This window comes from Gluconacetobacter sp. (assembly GCF_047721585.1).
Taxonomy (GTDB): domain Bacteria; phylum Pseudomonadota; class Alphaproteobacteria; order Acetobacterales; family Acetobacteraceae; genus Gluconacetobacter; species Gluconacetobacter dulcium.
Window position 1 is genome coordinate 18,573 of record NZ_JBDNXE010000031.1, and the last position, 17,875, is coordinate 36,447.

The window sequence follows — 17,875 nt, forward strand, 5'->3', positions numbered from 1 at the left end:
ATCGGCGACCGTCGCGCGTGGCGGCGATGGCGCATCTGTTGCCTGTCGGGCCGGAGCGCCCGGCCGTCTCCCTTGCGTATCACCGCAATGGCGGGACGGAAACGGGGCGCGGCCCGGTCAGTCGCCGTACGTGGTCGCGCCCGTCAGCACGTCCAGGCCCGCCGACAGGTCGGCGATCAGGTCTTCGGGGTTTTCCAACCCGATATGCAGGCGGAACGCCGGGCCGCAATCCGGCGCATCCGGCGTGCAGGTACGCACCACGCCGCCGGTCGTGGGCAGGACCAGGCTTTCATAGCCGCCCCACGAGGCCCCGATTCCGAACAGGGTCAGGGAGTCGATCATGGCGACCATCGCTTCCTGGCTGTAATCCGGCCGGAACACCACGCCGAACAGGGCCGAAGCGCCGCTGAAATCGCGCCGCCAGATCTCGTGCCCAGGGCAGGACGGCAGCGCGGGATGCAGCACGCGCGCGACTTCCGGCCGGTCGGCCAGCCACAGCGCCACGTCGATCGCGCTGCGCGACTGGCGTTCCAGCCGGGCGCCCATGGTGCGCAGGCCGCGCAGGGTCAGCCAGCAATCGTCAGGGCCAGCCACCTGGCCAAGCTGAATGCAGGTGTCGCGCAGCACATGCCAGTCCTGCTCGTCCGCCACCGAAACCGCGCCGATGATGCTGTCCGAATGGCCGGCCGGATATTTGGTCAGCGCCTGCACCGCGATATCGACCCCATGATCGAACGGGCGGAAGATCCCGACACCCCAGGTATTGTCCAGCATCAGCCGCGCGCCATGCTCATGCGCGACATCGGCGATCATGCGGATATCCTGAACCTCGAACGTATGGCTGCCCGGACTCTCGGCCACCACGACCTGGGTATTGGGCCGCATCATCGCCCGCAGCCCCTCGGCATCGGTCAGGGGCGGATAATAGGTGGTTTCCACCCCGAAGCGCCGCAGCACCGTATTGGCGAAGCGCCTCGTGGGGCCATAAACCGAGTCCGGAATCAGGCAATGGCCATTCCTGCCCAGGAACGCCAGCAGCGGCGTGGTGCACGCGGCGAGACCGGACGATACGATCTGGGTATGGCGCGCGCCCTCGATCGCCGCGATCGCGGCTTCGAGTTCATGCTGGATCGGCGTCCCCATGGCGCCATAGATCAGCTCGTGATCATAGCGCCGGGTGCCGTTGCGGTTCATGTCCGCCACGGTCGGGAACAGCACGGTCGAGCCGCGGGTGGGCGGCTGGTTGACCAAAGTGCCGCGGGCATCGGGCGGCAGGTCGCGGGCCAGATGAACCAGCAATGTGCCCATCTCGCGCCACCCGCGCGACACGGCCTGATGCAGGGCGCCGCGGTCGGTCACGAAACGGCACTCCGTCCCGGCCCGGTTTCCACCGGCGCGCCAGGTGTCGAACCCCATTCGGCCCATGAGCCGTCATAGAGCGCATCGCCCGTACGACCGCAGATCGCGAGCCCCAGCGACAGCACCGCCGCCGAGACGCCGGAACCGCAACTGGTGATGACCCGCCGGTCCTCGGTCACACCGGCTTCGGCAAAACGTGCCCGCAGGGCTTCGGGCGGCAGGAAGGCGCGATGATCGTCCAGGAGCGTGCCGAACGGCAGGTTGCGCGCGCCCGGCATATGGCCCGACACGACCCCAGGCCGGGGCTCCGCCACTTCGCCCGTGAAGCGCCCGTGGGCGCGGGCATCGAGAATCAGCCGGTCTCCATGCCGCACATGGTCGCGCATGTCACCCAACCCCGCGACCAGCCTGAAACGTGGCGTCGGGCGAAAGGCGGCAGCTTGCACTGCCTGTGGCGCGCCTGCATCCACCGGGCCACCGGCACGTTGCCAGGCCGGCAGGCCGCCATCCAGCACCTGCACGCGCTCCAGCCCGAACAGGCGGGCCAGCCACCATCCCCGCGCCGCCGATGCCGCGTTGCCCTGATCGTAGAAGACCACATGGGCGGCGTCCGACACGCCCAGCGCCCCCGCCAGCGTCGCAAAGCGCGCCTGGGTCGGGATCATGTGCGGCAGGGGGGACGCAGGGTCGGAAAACTGCTCGATATCGAAGCGGCGGGCGCCCGGCAGGCGGGCTTCGACGAAACGCTGTTCCGGGTCGAACGTCTCGCCCGGCAGCGGCATCGTGGCATCGAGCAGGACGAGGTCCGGCGCGGAGAGGATATCCCGCAGCCGCGCGGGCGAGATCAGGGGATGAATGGACGCATGCATCGATAAGGGCCCCATCACGGTTCCATGCTGTCCGGGGCCCAGACGGAGCGACAGGGCAGCCGCAGCACGGATCGTCCTTAGCTGAGCGGCTCGGTCCCGATCAACCGTCGCTGTCTCGGCGGCCCGGTATGCGGCGCATGCCCTTTACCATCCCGGTGCGGTGCCACATCATCGAACGGGGCCGAATGCGCTCCGGCGTCGCGAACCATGGCGGGAATGAATGACCGAGCGCATCATGATGGGATTGTTGCTGGGCGGGGTAGCCTTCGGGTGCGGCGCCATCCTCTATCCCTTCATGTCGGCGCTGCTGTGGGCGGCGATCCTGACCTTCGCGACATGGCCGATCTACGTGCGCGTCCGCCGCAGCACCGGGCCGGCGGTCGGTGCCGTCATCATGACGGCGCTGACCACGCTGATCGTCGCCGTGCCGCTGGTGATCGTGGTCAGTTCCAGCATCGCCGACCTTCCCGGCACGTTCGCGCGCCTGACCGCCGGGCTGACTTCCGTCCACCTGCCCCCGCCTGCGTGGCTGTCACGCATTCCCCTGATCGGCCCCGATCTGACAAACAAATGGACCCAGTGGGCGACCGATCTGGGTCATGCCGAACATATGCTGCTGCCTTATGCCGGCAACATCGCGCAGTCCATGCTCAGCGGCCTGATGCTGGTGGCCAGCGGCCTGGTCCATCTGGGCATGGCGCTGTTCATCGCCTTCTTCTTCTGGCTGGGCGGCGACGCGCTGGGGGCGACATTCACCGCCGTCATCCGGCGCATCGCCGGTGCCTATGCCGACCGCATCATCGGCATCATCGGTCGGACCATTCGCGGGACGGTCTATGGTATCCTGGGCACCGCCATCATCCAGGGCGTGCTGACGGGCCTTGGCTTCGCCATGACCGGCCTGCCGCAACCGGTCCTGTTCGGCATGATCACCGCCGGCGTCGCGGTCCTGCCGGTCGGCGCGCCGCTGATCTGGATTCCGGGGGCGCTGGTCCTGATGCTGACGCATCATCTCTGGCGCGGGATCTGCCTCGTGGCGTTCGGCACCATCATCATTTCCGGAGCGGATCATATCATCCGGCCGATGTTCATCTCGCGCGGCGCGCAACTGCCCTACCTGCTGACGGTCCTGGGCGTGCTGGGCGGGGTCTGGACCTTTGGCGCGCTGGGGATCTTCCTGGGGCCGGTACTACTGGGCGTCGGCTACACGCTGACGGCCGAATTCGCTGCCAACGTACCGGGTCGGCCGAGAGAAGCCGCCCGGATAGAGGAGACCTTCATCGAACCATGAGCATCACGCACCCCTCTCCGCTGCTGCCCCCGCGTCCGGGGCAAAGTCCGCGCCCGGCCCATATGCCCGCGCCAGTCATCGGGTCGGAACGCAAGATCGTCAGTTGGAACCTGCTGCGCCGTGTCGGCGCCACCCCGCGTGATGTCATTCACCTGATCGAGGAGGAACGGCCGGACCTGCTGCTGATGCAGGAAGCGACCGAGGATTTCGATGCCCTGCCCCACCTGATCGGCGGACATTACGCCCGCGCGCCCCTGCCCGGCCGCATTCACGGCGTCGCATGCTGGAGCCCCGGCCCGTTCCGGCGCCCGCCGCTGGCCTGCACCCTGCCCTCCGGCCCGCTGGTGCGCCGGGTCGCGCAGGTGATCGAATGCGCGGCCTTCGGGTTCTCGGTGGCCAACGTCCATCTGTCGCACGGCCAGATCATGAACCGCCGACAATTGCGCCGCCTGGTCCAGATCCTGCCGTCACACGCCGCCGTGCTGGGAGATTTCAACCTGGTCGGCCCGACCCTGATGCCGAGCTTCCGCGATGTCGGCCCCCGCGCGCCCACCCACAGGATGGTCGACATGGTGCCGATCCGGATCGACCGCTGCCTGGTGCGCGGCCTGATCTGCACCCAGGCGCGGGTGCTGAACCATTATGCCTCAGACCACCGGCCCATCGCGGTGCGGCTGGAACGCTCGGCTCACAGATAGGGCAGCAATAGCCGGGCCGCCGCATCGCGCAGGCGGATCGGCAGCGTCCGGCGGTCCAGATCGTAATGGGTCAGGCGATCATGACGGTGCGCGACGATGAAATCGTCGATCCGCGCCGCCAGGGCGTCGTCATAGGCTTCCAGATTGATTTCGAAATTCAGGCGCAGGCTGCGCACGTCAAGGTTGGAACTGCCCACGCAGGTCCAGTGCCGGTCCACCACCATCAGCTTGGAATGGTTGAAGGGCGGCCGGGCCTGCCAGACGCGACAGCCCGAATCGAGAAAGCGCGGCAGGTTGGCCGCGCGCGCCCAGTCGATCAGCGTGTGATTGCTGTGTCGCGGCACCACGATATCGACCTCGATCCCGCGCAGCGCCGCCAGCGCCAGTTCGCTGAGAAACCGTTCGCTGGGCAGGAAATAGGGCGTCATCAACCGCACCGACTGCCGGGCCAGCGTGATGGCCTGGAGCATCGTGTATTCGATCTTCTCCATGTCGGAATCCGGCCCCGCCGTCACGATCCGCGCCAGCGTATCGCCCTTCCACGTTACTTCGGGAAAGAGCGATGGTGGCAGGTCTTCGCCCCAGGCAAAGGACCAGTCCCGCGCGAAGGCTTCGGTCAGTTGATGGACGACCGGGCCTTCCAGCCGGAAATGCGTATCCGCCACGGGGTGGCGGGGATGAGTCGCCATCAGGTTCTCTACCCCGATGTTCAGCCCGCCCATGAAGCCCAGATGCCCATCCACCACTAAAATCTTCTTATGGTTGCGCATGTTGATGAAGGGCATGCGCCAGGGCAGCATCGAATGCATGAAGCGCGCCACCGGCACCCCCTCCCGGCGCAGCGCCGCCGCGACGGGGCAGCGGAAATAGCCGCTGCCGATCCCGTCCACCAGCACCCGCACGGCGACGCCACGCCGATGGGCGCCGATCAGCGCGGCCAGGAACCGCGCACCGGCCGCATCGCCGCGAAAGATGTAGGAACAGAGCAGCACGCTGCTGGTGGCCCCTTCGATCGCCGCCAGCATCTGTGGATAAACCTCGTCCCCGTTATGCAGCATCTCGACATGGTTGCCGCCCATCAGCGGCCGCCCGGTCAGTTTGCCCACCATATGCGCCAGCGGGGCGAAGCCGCCCTCTTCTGCGCGCTTCCAGCGGGAGGAGAGCGTGCGGCTGTGCCAGGAGGCCCGCCCGATCAGCTTGCGCGCCCGACGATGGACGCGATTGATGCCGAACATCGCGTACAATGTGCCGCCCGTGAACGGCATCAGGATGGTAATGCCGATCCAGCCGATCGCGGCGCCGACATCCTTCTTGTTCAGCAGCACATGCACCGTCACCAGCATCGCAACCGCGATCCGGGACAGAAACACCAGCAGAAGAACGGTTTGCCAGTACACGATCAGCATGCGTCAGCTCGATCCATGATGATGGGCGGCGGCGTTGTCGAATCGGGCGCTGCGGGGCACAGTTCAAGCCGACGCGGAGAGAGGGTCAGGACGATTGATGGTGCAGCCGGAACGGGGCAAGGATCAACTCTCGGCCGGCCTGCGTGCCCGAAGGCAGGTCCGCGGCGCGGCGTCGCATGTACGCGGCCTGCAAGCCGAACAGGCGGCCATGGCCTGGCTGCGTCAGGGCGGGTGGACGATTCTGGGCCATCGGGCCCGCACGCGCTGGGGAGAGATCGACCTGGTCGCCCGTCAGGACGACCTGCTGGCCTTTTGCGAGGTCAAATGCCGCCCCTCCTACATCGAGGCGGCGGAAAGCCTGACCCGTCATCAGATGCGCCGGCTGGCCAACGCGGCCACGGCATTGTGCGCCGCACATCCCGACTGGGTGCGCGGACAGATGCGTTTCGATGTCCTGCTGGTCACCGCCGACGGAACCGTACACCACATCGTCGACGCGTTCAGGCCGGAAGCGTAGACGCCCCGGCCATCCGCGACGGGTGGGCGTAGCCCGGATCAGGTGCGCTGACGCCCTTTATGGACCGGACGCCGGGCAGAGGCCCCGGCATGGGGATGATAGACAACATTATGAACCAGACCGCGCGAGCGGACGGTTGCATGAGCCGAATGGCGGTCGCTGATCGAGGCCACATGCACAACGCGCGCATCATGGCGATAGGCGACGTGCCGCACCGGCGCGGGGATCGCGGTGAGGGCGTCCAGAGTCAGCCGCCCGGCTTCATCATTCGTCACCACATGGGCCTGTGCGGCATGAGGGGGGGCAACAAGCAGGAACATTCCGGCTCCGAATGCGCCGAACGCGGTTTTCCTGAATAGAGCCTGGAACATCCATACACCTCACACCAACCCGATCAGGAAAAGCTAAACGAAAGGCGGGGTGGACGACAAGGGAAAGGGCACGGTTCTACTATAAAAAACGGGCCGGTCACGCCGACCGGCCCGTTCTTCAGATCGCGATGGGCGAAAGGATCAGGCCGAGGCCGATACGATCCCTTTTTCCTCGAACAGCTTTTCCAGTTCGCCGGTCTGGAACATTTCGGTCACGATATCGCAGCCACCGACGAATTCGCCCTTCACATAAAGCTGCGGCACCGTCGGCCAGTTCGTGAAATCCTTGATTCCCTGGCGCAGTTCCGCGTCTTCCAGCACATTGGCGGTCTGGAACGGAACCCCGGTGTGGTTCAGGATCTGCACCACGCGGGCCGAGAAGCCGCATTGCGGGAACAGGGCGGTCCCTTTCATGTACAGCATGACCGGGTTGGTATCGATATCGTTCTGGATGCGCTGCGCGATGGTTTCAGCCATATTCTTCAGTCCTGTGCAGTAGGCGGCCGGGGGCGACCGCGCAATGGGGGCGCTTGTTCTGTTCAGTCCGGCGCGGTGGTTTGCAGGGCCAGGGCGTGCAGTTTGCCGCCCATATGGCCCTGAAGCGCCGCATAGACGATCTGATGCTGGCGCACGCGCGACAGCCCTCGGAAGGACTCGCTGACGACGGTGCAAGCATAATGATCGCCGTCCCCTGCCAAGTCTTCGATACTGATCGAAGCATCGGGCAGGGCCGTGCGGATATAGGTTTCAATCTCCTGAGCCGTCATGGCCATCGGCGTTCCTCCTTCGCGACCGGGTCGCTCACTCGTCCATCAGGGCGGGAAAAAATGCCGAATTGACCGCTTTCATCCGCGCCTTCGATATTGTGGCGCCGCTGGGCAAAGTCAAACCGTCTCCCCCCACCTGGCCGAGGGTCCGCGTTTCCACCCCGGCCGATGTCGCGGCAAGGGTAAAGGCCCCGGCATCGCGCACCGCCACAACATATCGTGACTGGTCTTCGCCGAACCAGAACGCCTCGGGTCGCATGCCCGATTGTGGCGCGGAGAGGATGCACCCGGCTTCACCCGCCATGGCCATCTCGGCCAGCGCGACCAGAATGCCGCCGTCCGACACGTCATGGCACGCCAGGACATGACCGGCTTCGATCTGCTGGCGGACGAAATCGCCGTTCCGGCGTTCCGCCGCCAGATCCATCGTCGGCGGGGCGCCGTCTTCGCGCCCATGGATCTCGCGCAGCCACAGCGACTGGCCGAGTTCGCCACGGGTGGCACCCACCAGCACCAGCGTGCCTTCGGCCGGCATGGCCAGGCCGATGGCACGGTTCACGTCCTCCAGCACGCCCAGGCCGCCGATGGCCGGCGTCGGCAGGATCGAGACCGACGAACCGTCGGGCGCGCGGGTTTCGTTGTAGAGCGAGACATTCCCGCTCACGACAGGGAAATCCAGCGCGCGACACGCCTCGCCCATGCCTTCGATGGCGGCGACGAACTGCCCCATCACCTCGGGCTTTTCCGGCGAACCGAAATTCAGGTTGTCGGTCACCGCCAGCGGACGCGCGCCGGTCGCCACAATGTTGCGCCACGCCTCGGCCACCGCCTGCGCCCCGCCCTGTCGGGCATCGGCCCGGCAATAGCGCGGCGTGCAGTCCGTGGTCAGCGCCAGACCCAGCGACGTGCCCTCGACCTTGACGATCGCGGCATCGGCGGCACCCGGCCGCTTGACGGTCTGGCCGCCCACGGTGCTGTCATACTGGTTCCACACCCAGGCGCGCGAGGCCAGGTCCGGACAGCCGATCAGCCGGATGAGCGCCTGCTCGATCCCGACCGGGTCGGTGATCTGGCCCAGCGGCGCGGGCTCGGGCGACGGCGCGGTCGGGCGACGATAGAGCGGCGCCTGATCGGCCAGCGGGTCCAGCGGAATATCGGCTTCCACGCGCCCCTGATGGCGCACGACGATATGCCCGGTATCGGTCAGATGGCCGATGATCGCGAAATCCAGTTCCCACTTCTCGAAAATCGCGCGGGCGAGTTCCGTCTTGTCGGGATGCACGACGATCAGCATGCGCTCCTGGCTTTCGGAGAGCATCATCTCGTAGGCGGTCATCCCGCGCTCGCGCTGCGGCACGGCGTCGAGGTCGAGGTCGATCCCCACCCCGCCCTTGCCCGCCATCTCGACCGAAGACGAGGTCAGGCCGGCCGCGCCCATGTCCTGAATCGCCACGATCGCGTCGGTGGCCATCAGTTCCAGGCACGCCTCGATCAGCAGCTTTTCCACGAACGGGTCGCCGACCTGCACGGTCGGGCGCTTGGCCAGCGCGTCCTCGTCGAACTCGGACGACGACATGGTGGCGCCATGGATACCGTCACGCCCGGTCTTGGAGCCGACATAGACCACCGGATTGCCGATGCCGGCGGCGGCGGAAAGAAAGATGCGGTCCTGGCGGGCAATGCCCACCGTCATGGCATTGACCAGCGGATTGCCGTCATAGGCCGGGTGGAAATTGATTTCCCCGCCCACGGTCGGCACGCCGACGCAATTGCCGTAACCGCCGATGCCACGCACCACGCCATCGACGATGCGACGGGTCTGCGGGTTTTCCGGACTGCCGAACCGCAGCGCGTTCAGATTGGCCACCGGCCGCGCGCCCATGGTGAACACGTCGCGCAGGATGCCGCCCACACCGGTCGCGGCCCCCTGATAGGGCTCGATGAACGACGGATGGTTATGGCTCTCCATCTTGAAGATGGCGGCCAGCCCCTGGCCGATATCGACCACGCCCGCGTTCTCGCCGGGGCCATGGATCACCCACGGCGCCGTCGTCGGCAACGTGCGCAGCCAGACGCGCGAGGATTTATAGGAACAATGTTCCGACCACATGACGGAAAAGATGCCCAGTTCGGTCAGGCTGGGCGTGCGCCCCATGATCGAGAGCACATTGCCGTATTCTTCGGCCGTCAGCCCGAATTCCCGTGCCAGGGCTTCGTCGACGGGCTTCTGCCCCGTTGCGCTGCTCATCGGACCAGAGCCTCCACCAGCCCTTCGAACAGGGGCTTTCCATCTTCGCCGCCCATCAGCGGGTCCACCAGATCCTCGGGGTGCGGCATCATGCCGCAGATCCGCAGATTGGCACTGAGCACGCCGGCAATCGCCTTGATGCTGCCATTGGGATTGGTCTGCGCATCGCTCTCATCCACGCGGCCGTCGGGCCGCGCGTAGCGGAATGCGATGCGGCCGCTGTCTTCCAACGCGCGGATCGTCGCGTCGTCGGCGATATAGTTGCCATCGCCATGCGCCATGGGGGCGCGGAACACGTCGCCCGCCTTCCAGCGACGGGTAAAGGGTGTATCGTCACGCTCGACCCGCAGATGGCAATCCTGCGACAGGAAGCGCAGCGCGCCATTGCGCAGCAGCGCCCCCGGCAGCAGACCGGCCTCCGTCAGGATCTGGAAGCCGTTGCACACACCCAGGATATGGCCGCCAGCCTCGGCAAAGCGACGGATCGGGGCCATGATCGGGGCATGAGCGGCCATGGCGCCGCAGCGCAGGTAATCGCCGTAGCTGAACCCGCCGGGCAGCACCACGAGATCCAGGTCCGGCAGATCGGTTTCGCCATGCCAGATCATCACCGGCTCGCGCCCGGTCACGACCCGCAGCGCGATCGCCATGTCACGTTCCCGGTTCGTGCCCGGAAAGACGACGATTCCGGCCTTCATTTGCCGCCACCGCAGGGATAGGCCTCATGCAGGGCGGTAAAGGTCAGTTCCCCGACGGGCTTGGACAACTGGTCGGTATGGGCATGCAGCCAGGAGACGACATGCCCGCGCATCTCGGCGCTGGTCACGCCGGATTTGATGCAAAAGCCGGTCGGCGCGGCCTTGTCGCCTTCGTTGCGGTCATAGACATGCGTCAGCGCAACAGAATCGGCCAGGCCGGAGAGGTAGGCATCGCAGATCGCAACGCTGGGGGCGCGGCTGCACAGTTCCAGGAACCGCCCACCCTGCAAATTCGAGACGCGCTGGGCCATGGCCGAAGCCGGGAGGCCGGCCGCCAGGGCGGCGACCAGCAGAATGGAACGACGGGCGCTCATGCCACCACCTCGGTCACGAAATCCTCGATCACCAGATTGGCCAGCAGGCCGCGCGCCATGGCATCGGCTTTCTCACGCGCCACGGCGGGGTCGGTCTCGTCCAGTTCCAGTTCGATCACGCGGCCGATCCTGACCTCGCCCACACCACCGAAGCCCAGTACATGCAGCGCATGGCCCACGGCCTTGCCCTGCGGGTCCAGCACGCCGTCCTTCAGCATGACCGTCACGCGTACTTTCATTGCATCACCTCCGGCCCCTTCATGTCGGAATTCGTGGCCTCGGGCAGGATGCCGAGCCGCCAGGCCACTTCCTGATATGCTTCCTCGACACGGCCCAGGTCGCGCCGGAAGCGGTCCTTGTCCAGCTTCTCGCTGGTTTTCGCGTCCCACAGACGGCAATTGTCGGGCGAGATTTCGTCCGCCAGGACGATGCGCATCTCGTCGCCTTCCCACAGCCGGCCGAACTCGAGCTTGAAATCGACCAGCGTGATGCCGATGCCGACGAACAGCCCGGTCAGGAAATCGTTGGTGCGCATGGTCAGCGCCACCATGTCGTCCAGATCATGAACACTGGCCCAGTCGAAGGCCGTGATATGCTCTTCGCTGACCATCGGGTCGTTCAGGCTGTCGTTCTTGTAGTAATATTCGATGATCGTGCGCGGCAGGCGCGTGCCCTCGGGAATGCCCAGCCGCTTGGCCAGGCTGCCGGCGGCGACGTTGCGCACCACGACTTCCAGCGGAATGATCTCGACTTCACGGATCAACTGCTCGCGCATGTTCAGGCGGCGGATGAAATGGGTCGGGATGCCGATATCGTGCAGGCGCATCATCAGATGCTCGCTGATGCGGTTGTTCAGCACGCCCTTGCCGGTGATGATCCCCTTCTTCGCTCCGTTTCCGGCCGTGGCATCATCCTTGAAATACTGGACCAGCGTCCCAGGTTCCGGACCCTCGAAGAGGATCTTGGCTTTTCCTTCGTAGAGCTGACGACGGCGGGCCATACTCGTCCTTACATGCGGCTGATGGAGGGCATGGGCTGCATGTCCTCCGATATGGGAGCCCTGTGAGCCCCCCGGAATGCGACTGCCTCATAGCAATGATTGGTCGCGGAAGATACTATTCCCTCGACGGCACGCCATGACGGTGCCGCCGGTCGCTCAGGCGGCGGAGAGATCCACCGCCGCATAGCCCACGCGATCCGGCGCGCCGGCCGCGAAATGCCAGGACGGCGTGGCGGCCGGATCGGCCGGCAGGCCGATGACAGACGAACTGCATGTGCCGAATCCCGCGCGCGGCGGAATGTTCAGTTCGCTACCGGCCGGCAGCGAACGGTCGGAGAGCAGGCGCGTCCAGTTCGCCCAATCCGGCGGCACCGGGCGCTCGGCCTCGCGGAAGCGTGGCAGGTGCCGGCCGATGCGCGGGATCGACATATCGTCGGGTTCGGTCGTCGCGGCCATGTGCGTGCCGGGTTCCAGCGCCCTGACCTCCGGCGTGGCATAGCCGAGGCCGGAGATGAAATAGGCGTTCTCGCGGTCGGCCACCATCATGTTGAACGACCGCCACGCCCCGGCATCCAGGTTGCCGATGGCCCGCGCCGCCTCGGCCGCCGTGGCATGGTCCAGCGCCAGCAGGGGCAGTTCGCCGCGCGAACGCTTGCCCGGCGCCGGGCCGAGGCTGCCCACCCGATTCATCACGCCGGCAACCACGCCCGCATCGTTCAGGGCCAGCCAAGACCCCCCGGCCAGCCTGTCCCGTCCGCCGACCACCGTGGGCCGATCCGGCCAGTGGCGGCCGGGCGCGTCCCATATGCGGTCCAGCCGTTCGTCACGGTTGGCACCGAACAGCAGTGGCCAGGCGGCGCCGGGGGCAAAGGACAGGACGATCGTACACATACGGGCTCTGGCTGCTCCTGTGCCTCAGCCGGCGCGGGCCGGGCCGGCTTCGCCGAAAACGCGGGTATAGCTGTGATCCAGCGCACCCAGATGGGAATCGCTGTTCATCGCCGCATCCAGCACCTCGGCCGGCACGCGGCCCGCCACTTCGGGGTCGGCATCCAGGTTCTCGCGGAACGTACGGCCATCGGGCTCGCCCAGTCTGGTCCAGGTCGCCATGGCATTGCGCTGGACGATCCGGTAGGCGTCCTCGCGCAAAATGCCGGCCCGCGCCAGTGCCAGCAGCACCTCGCCGGAATGGACGACGCCGCCCAGGCTCTCCAGGTTGGCCATCATGCGGTCCGGATAGATCACCAGCTTTTCCATCATGCCGGCCAGACGGGCCAGCGCGAAATCCAGCCCGATCGTGCCGTCGGGGCAGATATTGCGCTCGACCGACGAGTGGCTGATGTCGCGCTCGTGCCACAGCGCCACATTTTCCAGCGCCGGGATGACATGGGCACGCACCAGTCGCGCCAGTCCGGTCAGGTTTTCCGACAGCACCGGGTTGCGCTTGTGCGGCATCGCCGACGAGCCCTTCTGGCCCGGATGGAAGAATTCCTCGGCTTCGCGCACTTCCGAACGCTGGAGATGGCGCACTTCGATCGCCAGCCGCTCGATGCCGCTGGCGATGACCGCGAGCGTGCAGAAATAGGCCGCATGGCGGTCGCGCGGGATCACCTGGGTCGAAACGCCCTCGGGTTCCAGCCCCAGCTTCCCGGCCACGAAGGTCTCGACGCGCGGATCGACGTGGGCGTAGGTACCCACCGCGCCGGAAATGGCGCAGGTGGCGATTTCGGCGCGGGCACGCACCAGTCGCTCGCGATTGCGGGCGAATTCGGCGTAATGGCCGGCCAGTTTCAGGCCGAACGAAGTCGGTTCGGCATGGATCGCGTGGCTGCGGCCGATGGTCAGCGTGTATTTATGCTCGAACGCCCGGCGCTTCAGCGCCTCCAGCACGGCGTCCAGATCCGCCAGCAGCATGTCGGTCGCCTGGACCAGTTGCACCGACAGGCAGGTATCGAGCACGTCCGACGATGTCATGCCCAGATGCACGAACCGGCTTTCCGGGCCGATCTTCTCGGCCAGCCAGGTCAGGAAGGCGATAACGTCATGGCGCGTCTCGGCCTCGATCTCGTCGATGCGGTCCAGATCGGCCTGCGAGAACGCGGCCATGGCGGCATCGCCCTTCTCGCGCACCACGCGCGCGGCTTCCGCCGGCACGCCGCCGTACTGCGCCATGGCTTCGCACGCCAGAGCCTCGATTTCGAACCAGATCCGGTACCGGTTCTCGGCGGCCCAGATGGCGGCCATGGCGGGACGGGTATAACGCGGAACCATCGTGCTCGGCTTTCTCTCTTCGACCAGATGCCGCCGGGCGGCATCGTCACGTCATGCGGCTATCCCGGATCGATCGACATCTGTTCCGGGGACGGGGCTGCCCCTTTAGCCGATTTCCCGCGCCACGTCTTCCTTCGAAAGCGGCAGAGCCCTTGCCGGGTTGTAACGGGAATGGTCAACATCACGCGGCATCGGCCACATGCCGATGGATTATTCTCTGTCGGGAGCGAGACCATCTTCACCCTTTCCGCGCTGGCCTCGCTGTTGCAGGTCATCCTGATCGACCTGACCCTGGCCGGCGACAACGCCGTGGTGGTCGGCCTGGCCGTGCGCGGCCTGCCGCACCCGCTGCGGGGGCGCGCCATCCTGGCCGGCGTCGCCGCAGCCGCGATCATTCGCGTCTGCCTGGCGATCGTCGCCGTCCAGTTGCTGGCCATCATCGGCCTGACCCTGGCCGGCGGCATTCTGCTGCTGTGGGTCTGCTGGCGCATGTTCCGCGAACTGCGCCAGCAGGAAGCCCCGACGGCCTCCGACGAAGCGCCCCCCGGCGCGCTGCGTTCCGCCATCATCCGCATCATCGTCGCCGACCTGTCGATGAGCCTCGACAACGTACTGGCCGTCGCCGGCGCGGCCGGCGAGCATCTGTGGGTGCTGATCTCCGGCCTGGCGATTTCGGTGCTGATGATGGCCCTGGCGGCCTCGCTGATCGCCCGGCTGCTGGAACGGTTCCGCTGGATCGCCTGGATCGGGCTGCTGATCGTGCTGGGCGTGGCGATCGAACTGATCATCAAGGGCGGCGGCGAAATCTGGCATGTCGTGTCATGATCGCGCGCCACGCCTGCTGACATGAGGCCCGTCATGCCGCCATTCGCCATGCCCCCCACCCGGCGTCGCGTCCCATCGCGCTCCGGGAGGGGCCTTGCGCGCGTGGCGGGCATCGCGGCGTGGACGGTCCTCGCCTGCCTGTCCTCCCCCGCGACCGCCCGTGACATCGCCAGCGACATCCCCGCCGCACCCTCCTTGCCTCCGGCGTCGGGCGACGTGGCGGCTCGGGTCGAAACCTACCTGCGTCTCCTCTCTCCCGAAGGCGGGAGCATCGGCGACTATCTGGCCTTCCTCGACCAGCAGCCGGCATGGCCCCGTCGCGCGGCGATGCTGGCCCGCGTCCAGAGCCTGATGGCACTGGCCCCCGTCGATGACGACGCCCTGGCACGGGCACGGGCCTGCGCCACGCTGCCGCTCACCGCCGCCCCCGCTCTGCTGGCCTGCGCCCGCCTGCCCGCGCCACCGCCCGGCCTGATGGCCCAAGCCCGACAGGCCTGGGTGGCGGGAATCGACCGGGCGACCGATGAAGGCCCGTTTCTGGCGGTCTTCGGCTCCGCGCTGACGGGAGACGACCAGTGGCAACGGTTCAACCGCCAGGAACTGGACGGCCATACCGATGCCGCCCGCAGGCAGGCCACCCGGTTGCCCCCGGCACGGCGGGCATTGGCACTGGCCCGGCTTGCCTTGCGAACGGCAAGGCCCGATTCCGGCATGGCCGCCGGAGTGTCCGCGCTGGCGGCTGTACCACCCTCGCAGGCCGATGACCCCATCCTGATCCTGGACCGGCTGCGCTGGCTGCGGCGGACGGGACAGGTCGATGAGGCCGCTGCCCTCTGGCCGCAATCCGGCCTCGCGGCCGAACGGCGCATGCCCCTGCCCGCCTTCTGGAGCGAACGGGACTCGCTGGCGCATGAAATGCTGCTGGCCGGCCGCGATCAGCAGGCGCTGTCTCTGGCGATCGCGACCAGCGACATGAGCCAGGCTGCCCGGAACGATGCCGATTTCCTGGCCGGGTGGATTCTGCTGCGCCGTCTGCACGATCCGAAACGCGCCACGGAACGGTTCCGATCGCTCTGCACCTCCCGCGCGCTGATCACACGCAGTCGCGGCCTGTACTGGACCGGCCGCGCGCTGGAAGAATCCGGCGACACCACGGGCGCGCGCACGGCGTGGCAGCAGGCCGCCGCCATGCCCGGAACCTTCTACGGCCAGATGGCGCTGTCGCGGCTGGACGGAGATGCCGCCAGCCCCCTGCTGTTTCCCGAACGCTCCGGCGCGCTGGTTCGCGACCGGCTGGGCCGCGTGCCCATGCCGGCGTGGACCACCGACGACATGCACCGGTTCGAGGCCAGCGATCTGGTGCAGGCGGCCCGGCTCCTGGCGGCCCAGGGCGACCTACCCCATGCGCGCGACTTCCTGCTGATGCAGGATACGCGGCAGGATAATGCCGCCGGCCATGCCCTCGCCGCGATGCTCGCGGTGCGGCTGGGCATGCCCGACGTGGCGGTGGCGATTACCCGCCGCGCGGGCCGCGACGGAATCGCGCTGCTGCCGCTCGGCTGGCCGACGCCGTTCCGGGCCACGCTCGAAGAGGGATTGCCCGCCGGCTTCGTCATGGCGGTGATCCGGCAGGAAAGCAGTTTCGATCCCGCCATCGTCAGCCGGGCCGGTGCCTATGGGCTGATGCAGCTTCTGCCGGGTGCCGCGCGCGACGTGTCGCGGTGGGCTGGCCTCGCGACCGGCACGCTGACGGGCGCCAGCCTCACCGACCCGACTCTGAACATGCGAATCGGCACCGCCTATCTCTCGCGGCTGATGCGCAAGTTCGACGGCGCGGTTCCCTATGTCCTGGCGGCCTACAATGCCGGGCCGCACCGCACGGACCAGTGGCTGGCCTCGGTTGGCGACCCTGCGCATGCCGACCCTACGCCCACGGCCATGCTCGACTGGATCGAGAGCATTCCGTTTGCCGAAACCCGCAGCTATATCCAGCGCGTGGAGGAAAACCTGGCTGTCTATCAGGCCCTGGCCTCCGGACCCGGATCGGAGGCACCGCCATGACCCCTGCCCGCCTTGTCGCCAGTTTCGGCGGCTGCGGCTTTTCGCCCGTCGCACCGGGGACGGTCGGTTCCCTGGCGGCGCTCGTCTTCGGCTTGCTGTTCCTGCCCCACCCTGTCGTCATGGGCGTGGCGATCCTGCTCTGCTGTGCGATCGGCTATGGGGCGACGGCGCGGGTCAGCGACGGCGAGGACCATCAGTGGATCGTGATCGACGAAGTCGCGGGTATGTGGATCGCGATGTTTCCGTTGACGTTCGGTCCCATGCCGGTGGACCCGCTATGGCTCGACCGGCTCGATATCCTCTGGCTGTTGCTCGCTTTCGCGCTGTTCAGGCTGTTCGACATCACCAAGCCCGGTCCCGTCGGCTGGTTCGACCGGCGGCATGACGCGATCGGCATCATGGGCGACGATATCGTGGCCGGCATCATCGCGGCCCTGCTTCTCGCAACCGCGCGGATGCTGATCGTCATGGCCTGAAAACCTCGTGAGGTGCCTCATGATGTCCATGTTGAACGAAACAGTCTTGGCCCAGGCGGCGGATGTGCTGGACCGGATGCGCCGCGCCGGCGTGCGGGCCGTCACCGCTGAAAGCTGCACCGGCGGACTGGTCGCCGCCGCACTGACCCATCACGCCGGATCATCCGAGACGGTCGAAGGCGGATTCGTCACCTATTCGAACGCGATGAAAACCGCGCTGCTTGGCGTCCCGCCGGCACTGCTGGCCCGCCACGGGGCGGTCAGCGCCGAAGTCGCGGCCTCCATGGCGCGGGGGGCGCTGGCTCACGCACCGGATGCCGATCTCGCGGTCTCCATTACCGGCATTGCCGGCCCCGGCGGCGGTTCGGCGGAAAAACCGGTCGGGCTGGTCTGGTTCGGGGCCATTCGCCGCGACGGCGAAGGCAGCACCGTCTCCCGCCACTTCACCGGCGATCGGGAAACCATCCGCCGACAGGCCGCCCGACAGGCGCTGGACCTGCTGGCGGAACTGACGGACGCCACATGAAAACCGTTCCGGCCCGGCCTTGGGCGGGGGGCCGGGACCCCCGGGCGGGCGGGCGGGGCGGCCCCACGCCACCGGCGCGCTGGCCGGTCATCCTGCCCGATCTGGCCAGCAGGCTGCG

Annotated in this window: 20 protein-coding genes; 7 read left to right on the forward strand and 13 right to left on the reverse strand. The window is 67.3% G+C overall.

Annotated elements, in window-relative coordinates:
* Nucleotides 1–117: 117 nt before the first annotated feature.
* Both metC and ABF821_RS07955 read right to left on the reverse strand, forming a co-directional pair.
* Complete coding sequence (gene metC, locus ABF821_RS07950) at nucleotides 118–1,308, reverse strand: cystathionine beta-lyase (RefSeq protein ID WP_415529648.1); 1,191 nt, start codon at nucleotides 1,306–1,308, stop codon at nucleotides 118–120.
* Nucleotides 1,309–1,355: 47 nt separating this feature from the next.
* Nucleotides 1,356–2,243, reverse strand: coding sequence for a sulfurtransferase (locus ABF821_RS07955; protein ID WP_415529640.1), 888 nt, complete (start codon nucleotides 2,241–2,243; stop codon nucleotides 1,356–1,358).
* Nucleotides 2,244–2,448: 205 nt separating this feature from the next.
* Here ABF821_RS07955 and ABF821_RS07960 point away from each other — a divergent pair, with 205 nt between their 5' ends.
* Both ABF821_RS07960 and ABF821_RS07965 read left to right on the forward strand, forming a co-directional pair.
* Nucleotides 2,449–3,519 carry an AI-2E family transporter gene (locus tag ABF821_RS07960; protein ID WP_183009491.1) on the forward strand — a complete coding sequence of 357 codons (1,071 nt, stop codon included), beginning with the start codon at nucleotides 2,449–2,451 and terminating at the stop codon, nucleotides 3,517–3,519.
* 62 nt (nucleotides 3,520–3,581) lie between these two features.
* Nucleotides 3,582–4,217, forward strand: a complete 636-nt coding sequence (locus ABF821_RS07965; RefSeq protein ID WP_415529649.1) for an endonuclease/exonuclease/phosphatase family protein — start codon at nucleotides 3,582–3,584, stop codon at nucleotides 4,215–4,217.
* Here ABF821_RS07965 and cls read toward each other — a convergent pair.
* Nucleotides 4,208–5,623: a cardiolipin synthase gene (gene cls / locus ABF821_RS07970; protein WP_182972620.1), complete on the reverse strand. Its 1,416-nt coding sequence runs from the start codon at nucleotides 5,621–5,623 to the stop codon at nucleotides 4,208–4,210. The two genes, ABF821_RS07965 and cls, sit on opposite strands and share 10 nt — an antisense overlap.
* 97 nt (nucleotides 5,624–5,720) lie before the next feature.
* Here cls and ABF821_RS07975 point away from each other — a divergent pair, with 97 nt between their 5' ends.
* Nucleotides 5,721–6,140, forward strand: coding sequence for a YraN family protein (locus ABF821_RS07975; RefSeq protein WP_415529641.1), 420 nt, complete (start codon nucleotides 5,721–5,723; stop codon nucleotides 6,138–6,140).
* A gap of 38 nt (nucleotides 6,141–6,178) precedes the next feature.
* Here ABF821_RS07975 and ABF821_RS07980 read toward each other — a convergent pair whose 3' ends face one another.
* The 10 genes from ABF821_RS07980 to purB form a co-directional block, all read right to left on the reverse strand.
* Nucleotides 6,179–6,460 carry a hypothetical protein gene (locus tag ABF821_RS07980; protein ID WP_415529642.1) on the reverse strand — a complete coding sequence of 94 codons (282 nt, stop codon included), beginning with the start codon at nucleotides 6,458–6,460 and terminating at the stop codon, nucleotides 6,179–6,181.
* A gap of 192 nt (nucleotides 6,461–6,652) precedes the next feature.
* The gene (gene grxD, locus ABF821_RS07985; protein WP_182972617.1) at nucleotides 6,653–6,988 is read right to left on the reverse strand and encodes a Grx4 family monothiol glutaredoxin; all 336 of its coding nucleotides are present in this window, start codon (nucleotides 6,986–6,988) and stop codon (nucleotides 6,653–6,655) included.
* Nucleotides 6,989–7,050: 62 nt separating this feature from the next.
* The gene (locus ABF821_RS07990; RefSeq protein ID WP_114728372.1) at nucleotides 7,051–7,284 is read right to left on the reverse strand and encodes a BolA family protein; all 234 of its coding nucleotides are present in this window, start codon (nucleotides 7,282–7,284) and stop codon (nucleotides 7,051–7,053) included.
* Nucleotides 7,285–7,312: 28 nt separating this feature from the next.
* Nucleotides 7,313–9,526, reverse strand: a complete 2,214-nt coding sequence (gene purL / locus ABF821_RS07995; protein ID WP_415529643.1) for a phosphoribosylformylglycinamidine synthase subunit PurL — start codon at nucleotides 9,524–9,526, stop codon at nucleotides 7,313–7,315.
* Nucleotides 9,523–10,224, reverse strand: a complete 702-nt coding sequence (purQ, locus tag ABF821_RS08000; RefSeq protein ID WP_182972615.1) for a phosphoribosylformylglycinamidine synthase subunit PurQ — start codon at nucleotides 10,222–10,224, stop codon at nucleotides 9,523–9,525. Before purQ ends, purL begins: the two co-directional genes overlap by 4 nt.
* On the reverse strand, nucleotides 10,221–10,598 hold the full coding sequence (locus ABF821_RS08005) for a Rap1a/Tai family immunity protein (RefSeq protein WP_182972614.1): 378 nt from the start codon (nucleotides 10,596–10,598) through the stop codon (nucleotides 10,221–10,223). Before ABF821_RS08005 ends, purQ begins: the two co-directional genes overlap by 4 nt.
* Nucleotides 10,595–10,837, reverse strand: a complete 243-nt coding sequence (purS, locus tag ABF821_RS08010; protein WP_182972613.1) for a phosphoribosylformylglycinamidine synthase subunit PurS — start codon at nucleotides 10,835–10,837, stop codon at nucleotides 10,595–10,597. The genes ABF821_RS08005 and purS overlap by 4 nt, the downstream gene beginning before the upstream one ends.
* Nucleotides 10,834–11,598, reverse strand: coding sequence for a phosphoribosylaminoimidazolesuccinocarboxamide synthase (gene purC / locus ABF821_RS08015; protein WP_114728362.1), 765 nt, complete (start codon nucleotides 11,596–11,598; stop codon nucleotides 10,834–10,836). The genes purS and purC overlap by 4 nt, the downstream gene beginning before the upstream one ends.
* A 156-nt stretch (nucleotides 11,599–11,754) precedes the next feature.
* Nucleotides 11,755–12,489: an NRDE family protein gene (locus ABF821_RS08020; protein WP_183009485.1), complete on the reverse strand. Its 735-nt coding sequence runs from the start codon at nucleotides 12,487–12,489 to the stop codon at nucleotides 11,755–11,757.
* A 24-nt stretch (nucleotides 12,490–12,513) separates the two neighbouring features.
* On the reverse strand, nucleotides 12,514–13,869 hold the full coding sequence (gene purB, locus ABF821_RS08025) for an adenylosuccinate lyase (protein WP_415529644.1): 1,356 nt from the start codon (nucleotides 13,867–13,869) through the stop codon (nucleotides 12,514–12,516).
* A 234-nt stretch (nucleotides 13,870–14,103) separates the two neighbouring features.
* Between purB and ABF821_RS08030 the strand changes: the two genes are divergently transcribed.
* Genes ABF821_RS08030 through ABF821_RS08045 form a run of 4 tightly spaced genes read left to right on the forward strand, consistent with a single transcriptional unit; the run spans nucleotide 14,104 to nucleotide 17,757 of the window.
* Entirely contained in the window at nucleotides 14,104–14,694 is a 591-nt protein-coding gene (locus ABF821_RS08030) for a YjbE family putative metal transport protein (RefSeq protein ID WP_415529650.1), read from the forward strand.
* 33 nt (nucleotides 14,695–14,727) lie between these two features.
* Nucleotides 14,728–16,755 (forward strand): transglycosylase SLT domain-containing protein, encoded by a 2,028-nt coding sequence (locus tag ABF821_RS08035; protein WP_415529645.1) that lies wholly within the window; start codon nucleotides 14,728–14,730, stop codon nucleotides 16,753–16,755.
* Entirely contained in the window at nucleotides 16,752–17,231 is a 480-nt protein-coding gene (locus ABF821_RS08040; RefSeq protein WP_415529646.1) for a phosphatidylglycerophosphatase A, read from the forward strand. The genes ABF821_RS08035 and ABF821_RS08040 overlap by 4 nt, the downstream gene beginning before the upstream one ends.
* A gap of 28 nt (nucleotides 17,232–17,259) precedes the next feature.
* On the forward strand, nucleotides 17,260–17,757 hold the full coding sequence (locus ABF821_RS08045) for a CinA family protein (RefSeq protein ID WP_182972608.1): 498 nt from the start codon (nucleotides 17,260–17,262) through the stop codon (nucleotides 17,755–17,757).
* Nucleotides 17,758–17,875 lie beyond the last annotated feature (118 nt).

What these genes read in the sequence shown, in the direction of transcription:
- ABF821_RS07965 (WP_415529649.1), top strand. Translation starts at nt 3,582, where the DNA reads ATGCCCGCGCCAGTCATCGGGTCGGAACGCAAGATCGTCAGTTGGAAC.
- purQ (WP_182972615.1), bottom strand. Translation starts at nt 10,224, where the DNA reads ATGAAGGCCGGAATCGTCGTCTTTCCGGGCACGAACCGGGAACGTGAC.
- cls (WP_182972620.1), bottom strand. Translation starts at nt 5,623, where the DNA reads ATGCTGATCGTGTACTGGCAAACCGTTCTTCTGCTGGTGTTTCTGTCC.
- ABF821_RS08035 (WP_415529645.1), top strand. Translation starts at nt 14,728, where the DNA reads ATGCCGCCATTCGCCATGCCCCCCACCCGGCGTCGCGTCCCATCGCGC.
- ABF821_RS07955 (WP_415529640.1), bottom strand. Translation starts at nt 2,243, where the DNA reads ATGGGGCCCTTATCGATGCATGCGTCCATTCATCCCCTGATCTCGCCC.
- ABF821_RS08005 (WP_182972614.1), bottom strand. Translation starts at nt 10,598, where the DNA reads ATGAGCGCCCGTCGTTCCATTCTGCTGGTCGCCGCCCTGGCGGCCGGC.
- ABF821_RS08040 (WP_415529646.1), top strand. Translation starts at nt 16,752, where the DNA reads ATGACCCCTGCCCGCCTTGTCGCCAGTTTCGGCGGCTGCGGCTTTTCG.
- metC (WP_415529648.1), bottom strand. Translation starts at nt 1,308, where the DNA reads ATGGGCACATTGCTGGTTCATCTGGCCCGCGACCTGCCGCCCGATGCC.
- ABF821_RS07960 (WP_183009491.1), top strand. Translation starts at nt 2,449, where the DNA reads ATGACCGAGCGCATCATGATGGGATTGTTGCTGGGCGGGGTAGCCTTC.
- purL (WP_415529643.1), bottom strand. Translation starts at nt 9,526, where the DNA reads ATGAGCAGCGCAACGGGGCAGAAGCCCGTCGACGAAGCCCTGGCACGG.
- purC (WP_114728362.1), bottom strand. Translation starts at nt 11,598, where the DNA reads ATGGCCCGCCGTCGTCAGCTCTACGAAGGAAAAGCCAAGATCCTCTTC.
- purS (WP_182972613.1), bottom strand. Translation starts at nt 10,837, where the DNA reads ATGAAAGTACGCGTGACGGTCATGCTGAAGGACGGCGTGCTGGACCCG.
- ABF821_RS07990 (WP_114728372.1), bottom strand. Translation starts at nt 7,284, where the DNA reads ATGGCCATGACGGCTCAGGAGATTGAAACCTATATCCGCACGGCCCTG.
- ABF821_RS08020 (WP_183009485.1), bottom strand. Translation starts at nt 12,489, where the DNA reads ATGTGTACGATCGTCCTGTCCTTTGCCCCCGGCGCCGCCTGGCCACTG.
- ABF821_RS07980 (WP_415529642.1), bottom strand. Translation starts at nt 6,460, where the DNA reads ATGTTCCTGCTTGTTGCCCCCCCTCATGCCGCACAGGCCCATGTGGTG.
- purB (WP_415529644.1), bottom strand. Translation starts at nt 13,869, where the DNA reads ATGGTTCCGCGTTATACCCGTCCCGCCATGGCCGCCATCTGGGCCGCC.
- ABF821_RS08045 (WP_182972608.1), top strand. Translation starts at nt 17,260, where the DNA reads ATGTTGAACGAAACAGTCTTGGCCCAGGCGGCGGATGTGCTGGACCGG.
- grxD (WP_182972617.1), bottom strand. Translation starts at nt 6,988, where the DNA reads ATGGCTGAAACCATCGCGCAGCGCATCCAGAACGATATCGATACCAAC.
- ABF821_RS07975 (WP_415529641.1), top strand. Translation starts at nt 5,721, where the DNA reads ATGGTGCAGCCGGAACGGGGCAAGGATCAACTCTCGGCCGGCCTGCGT.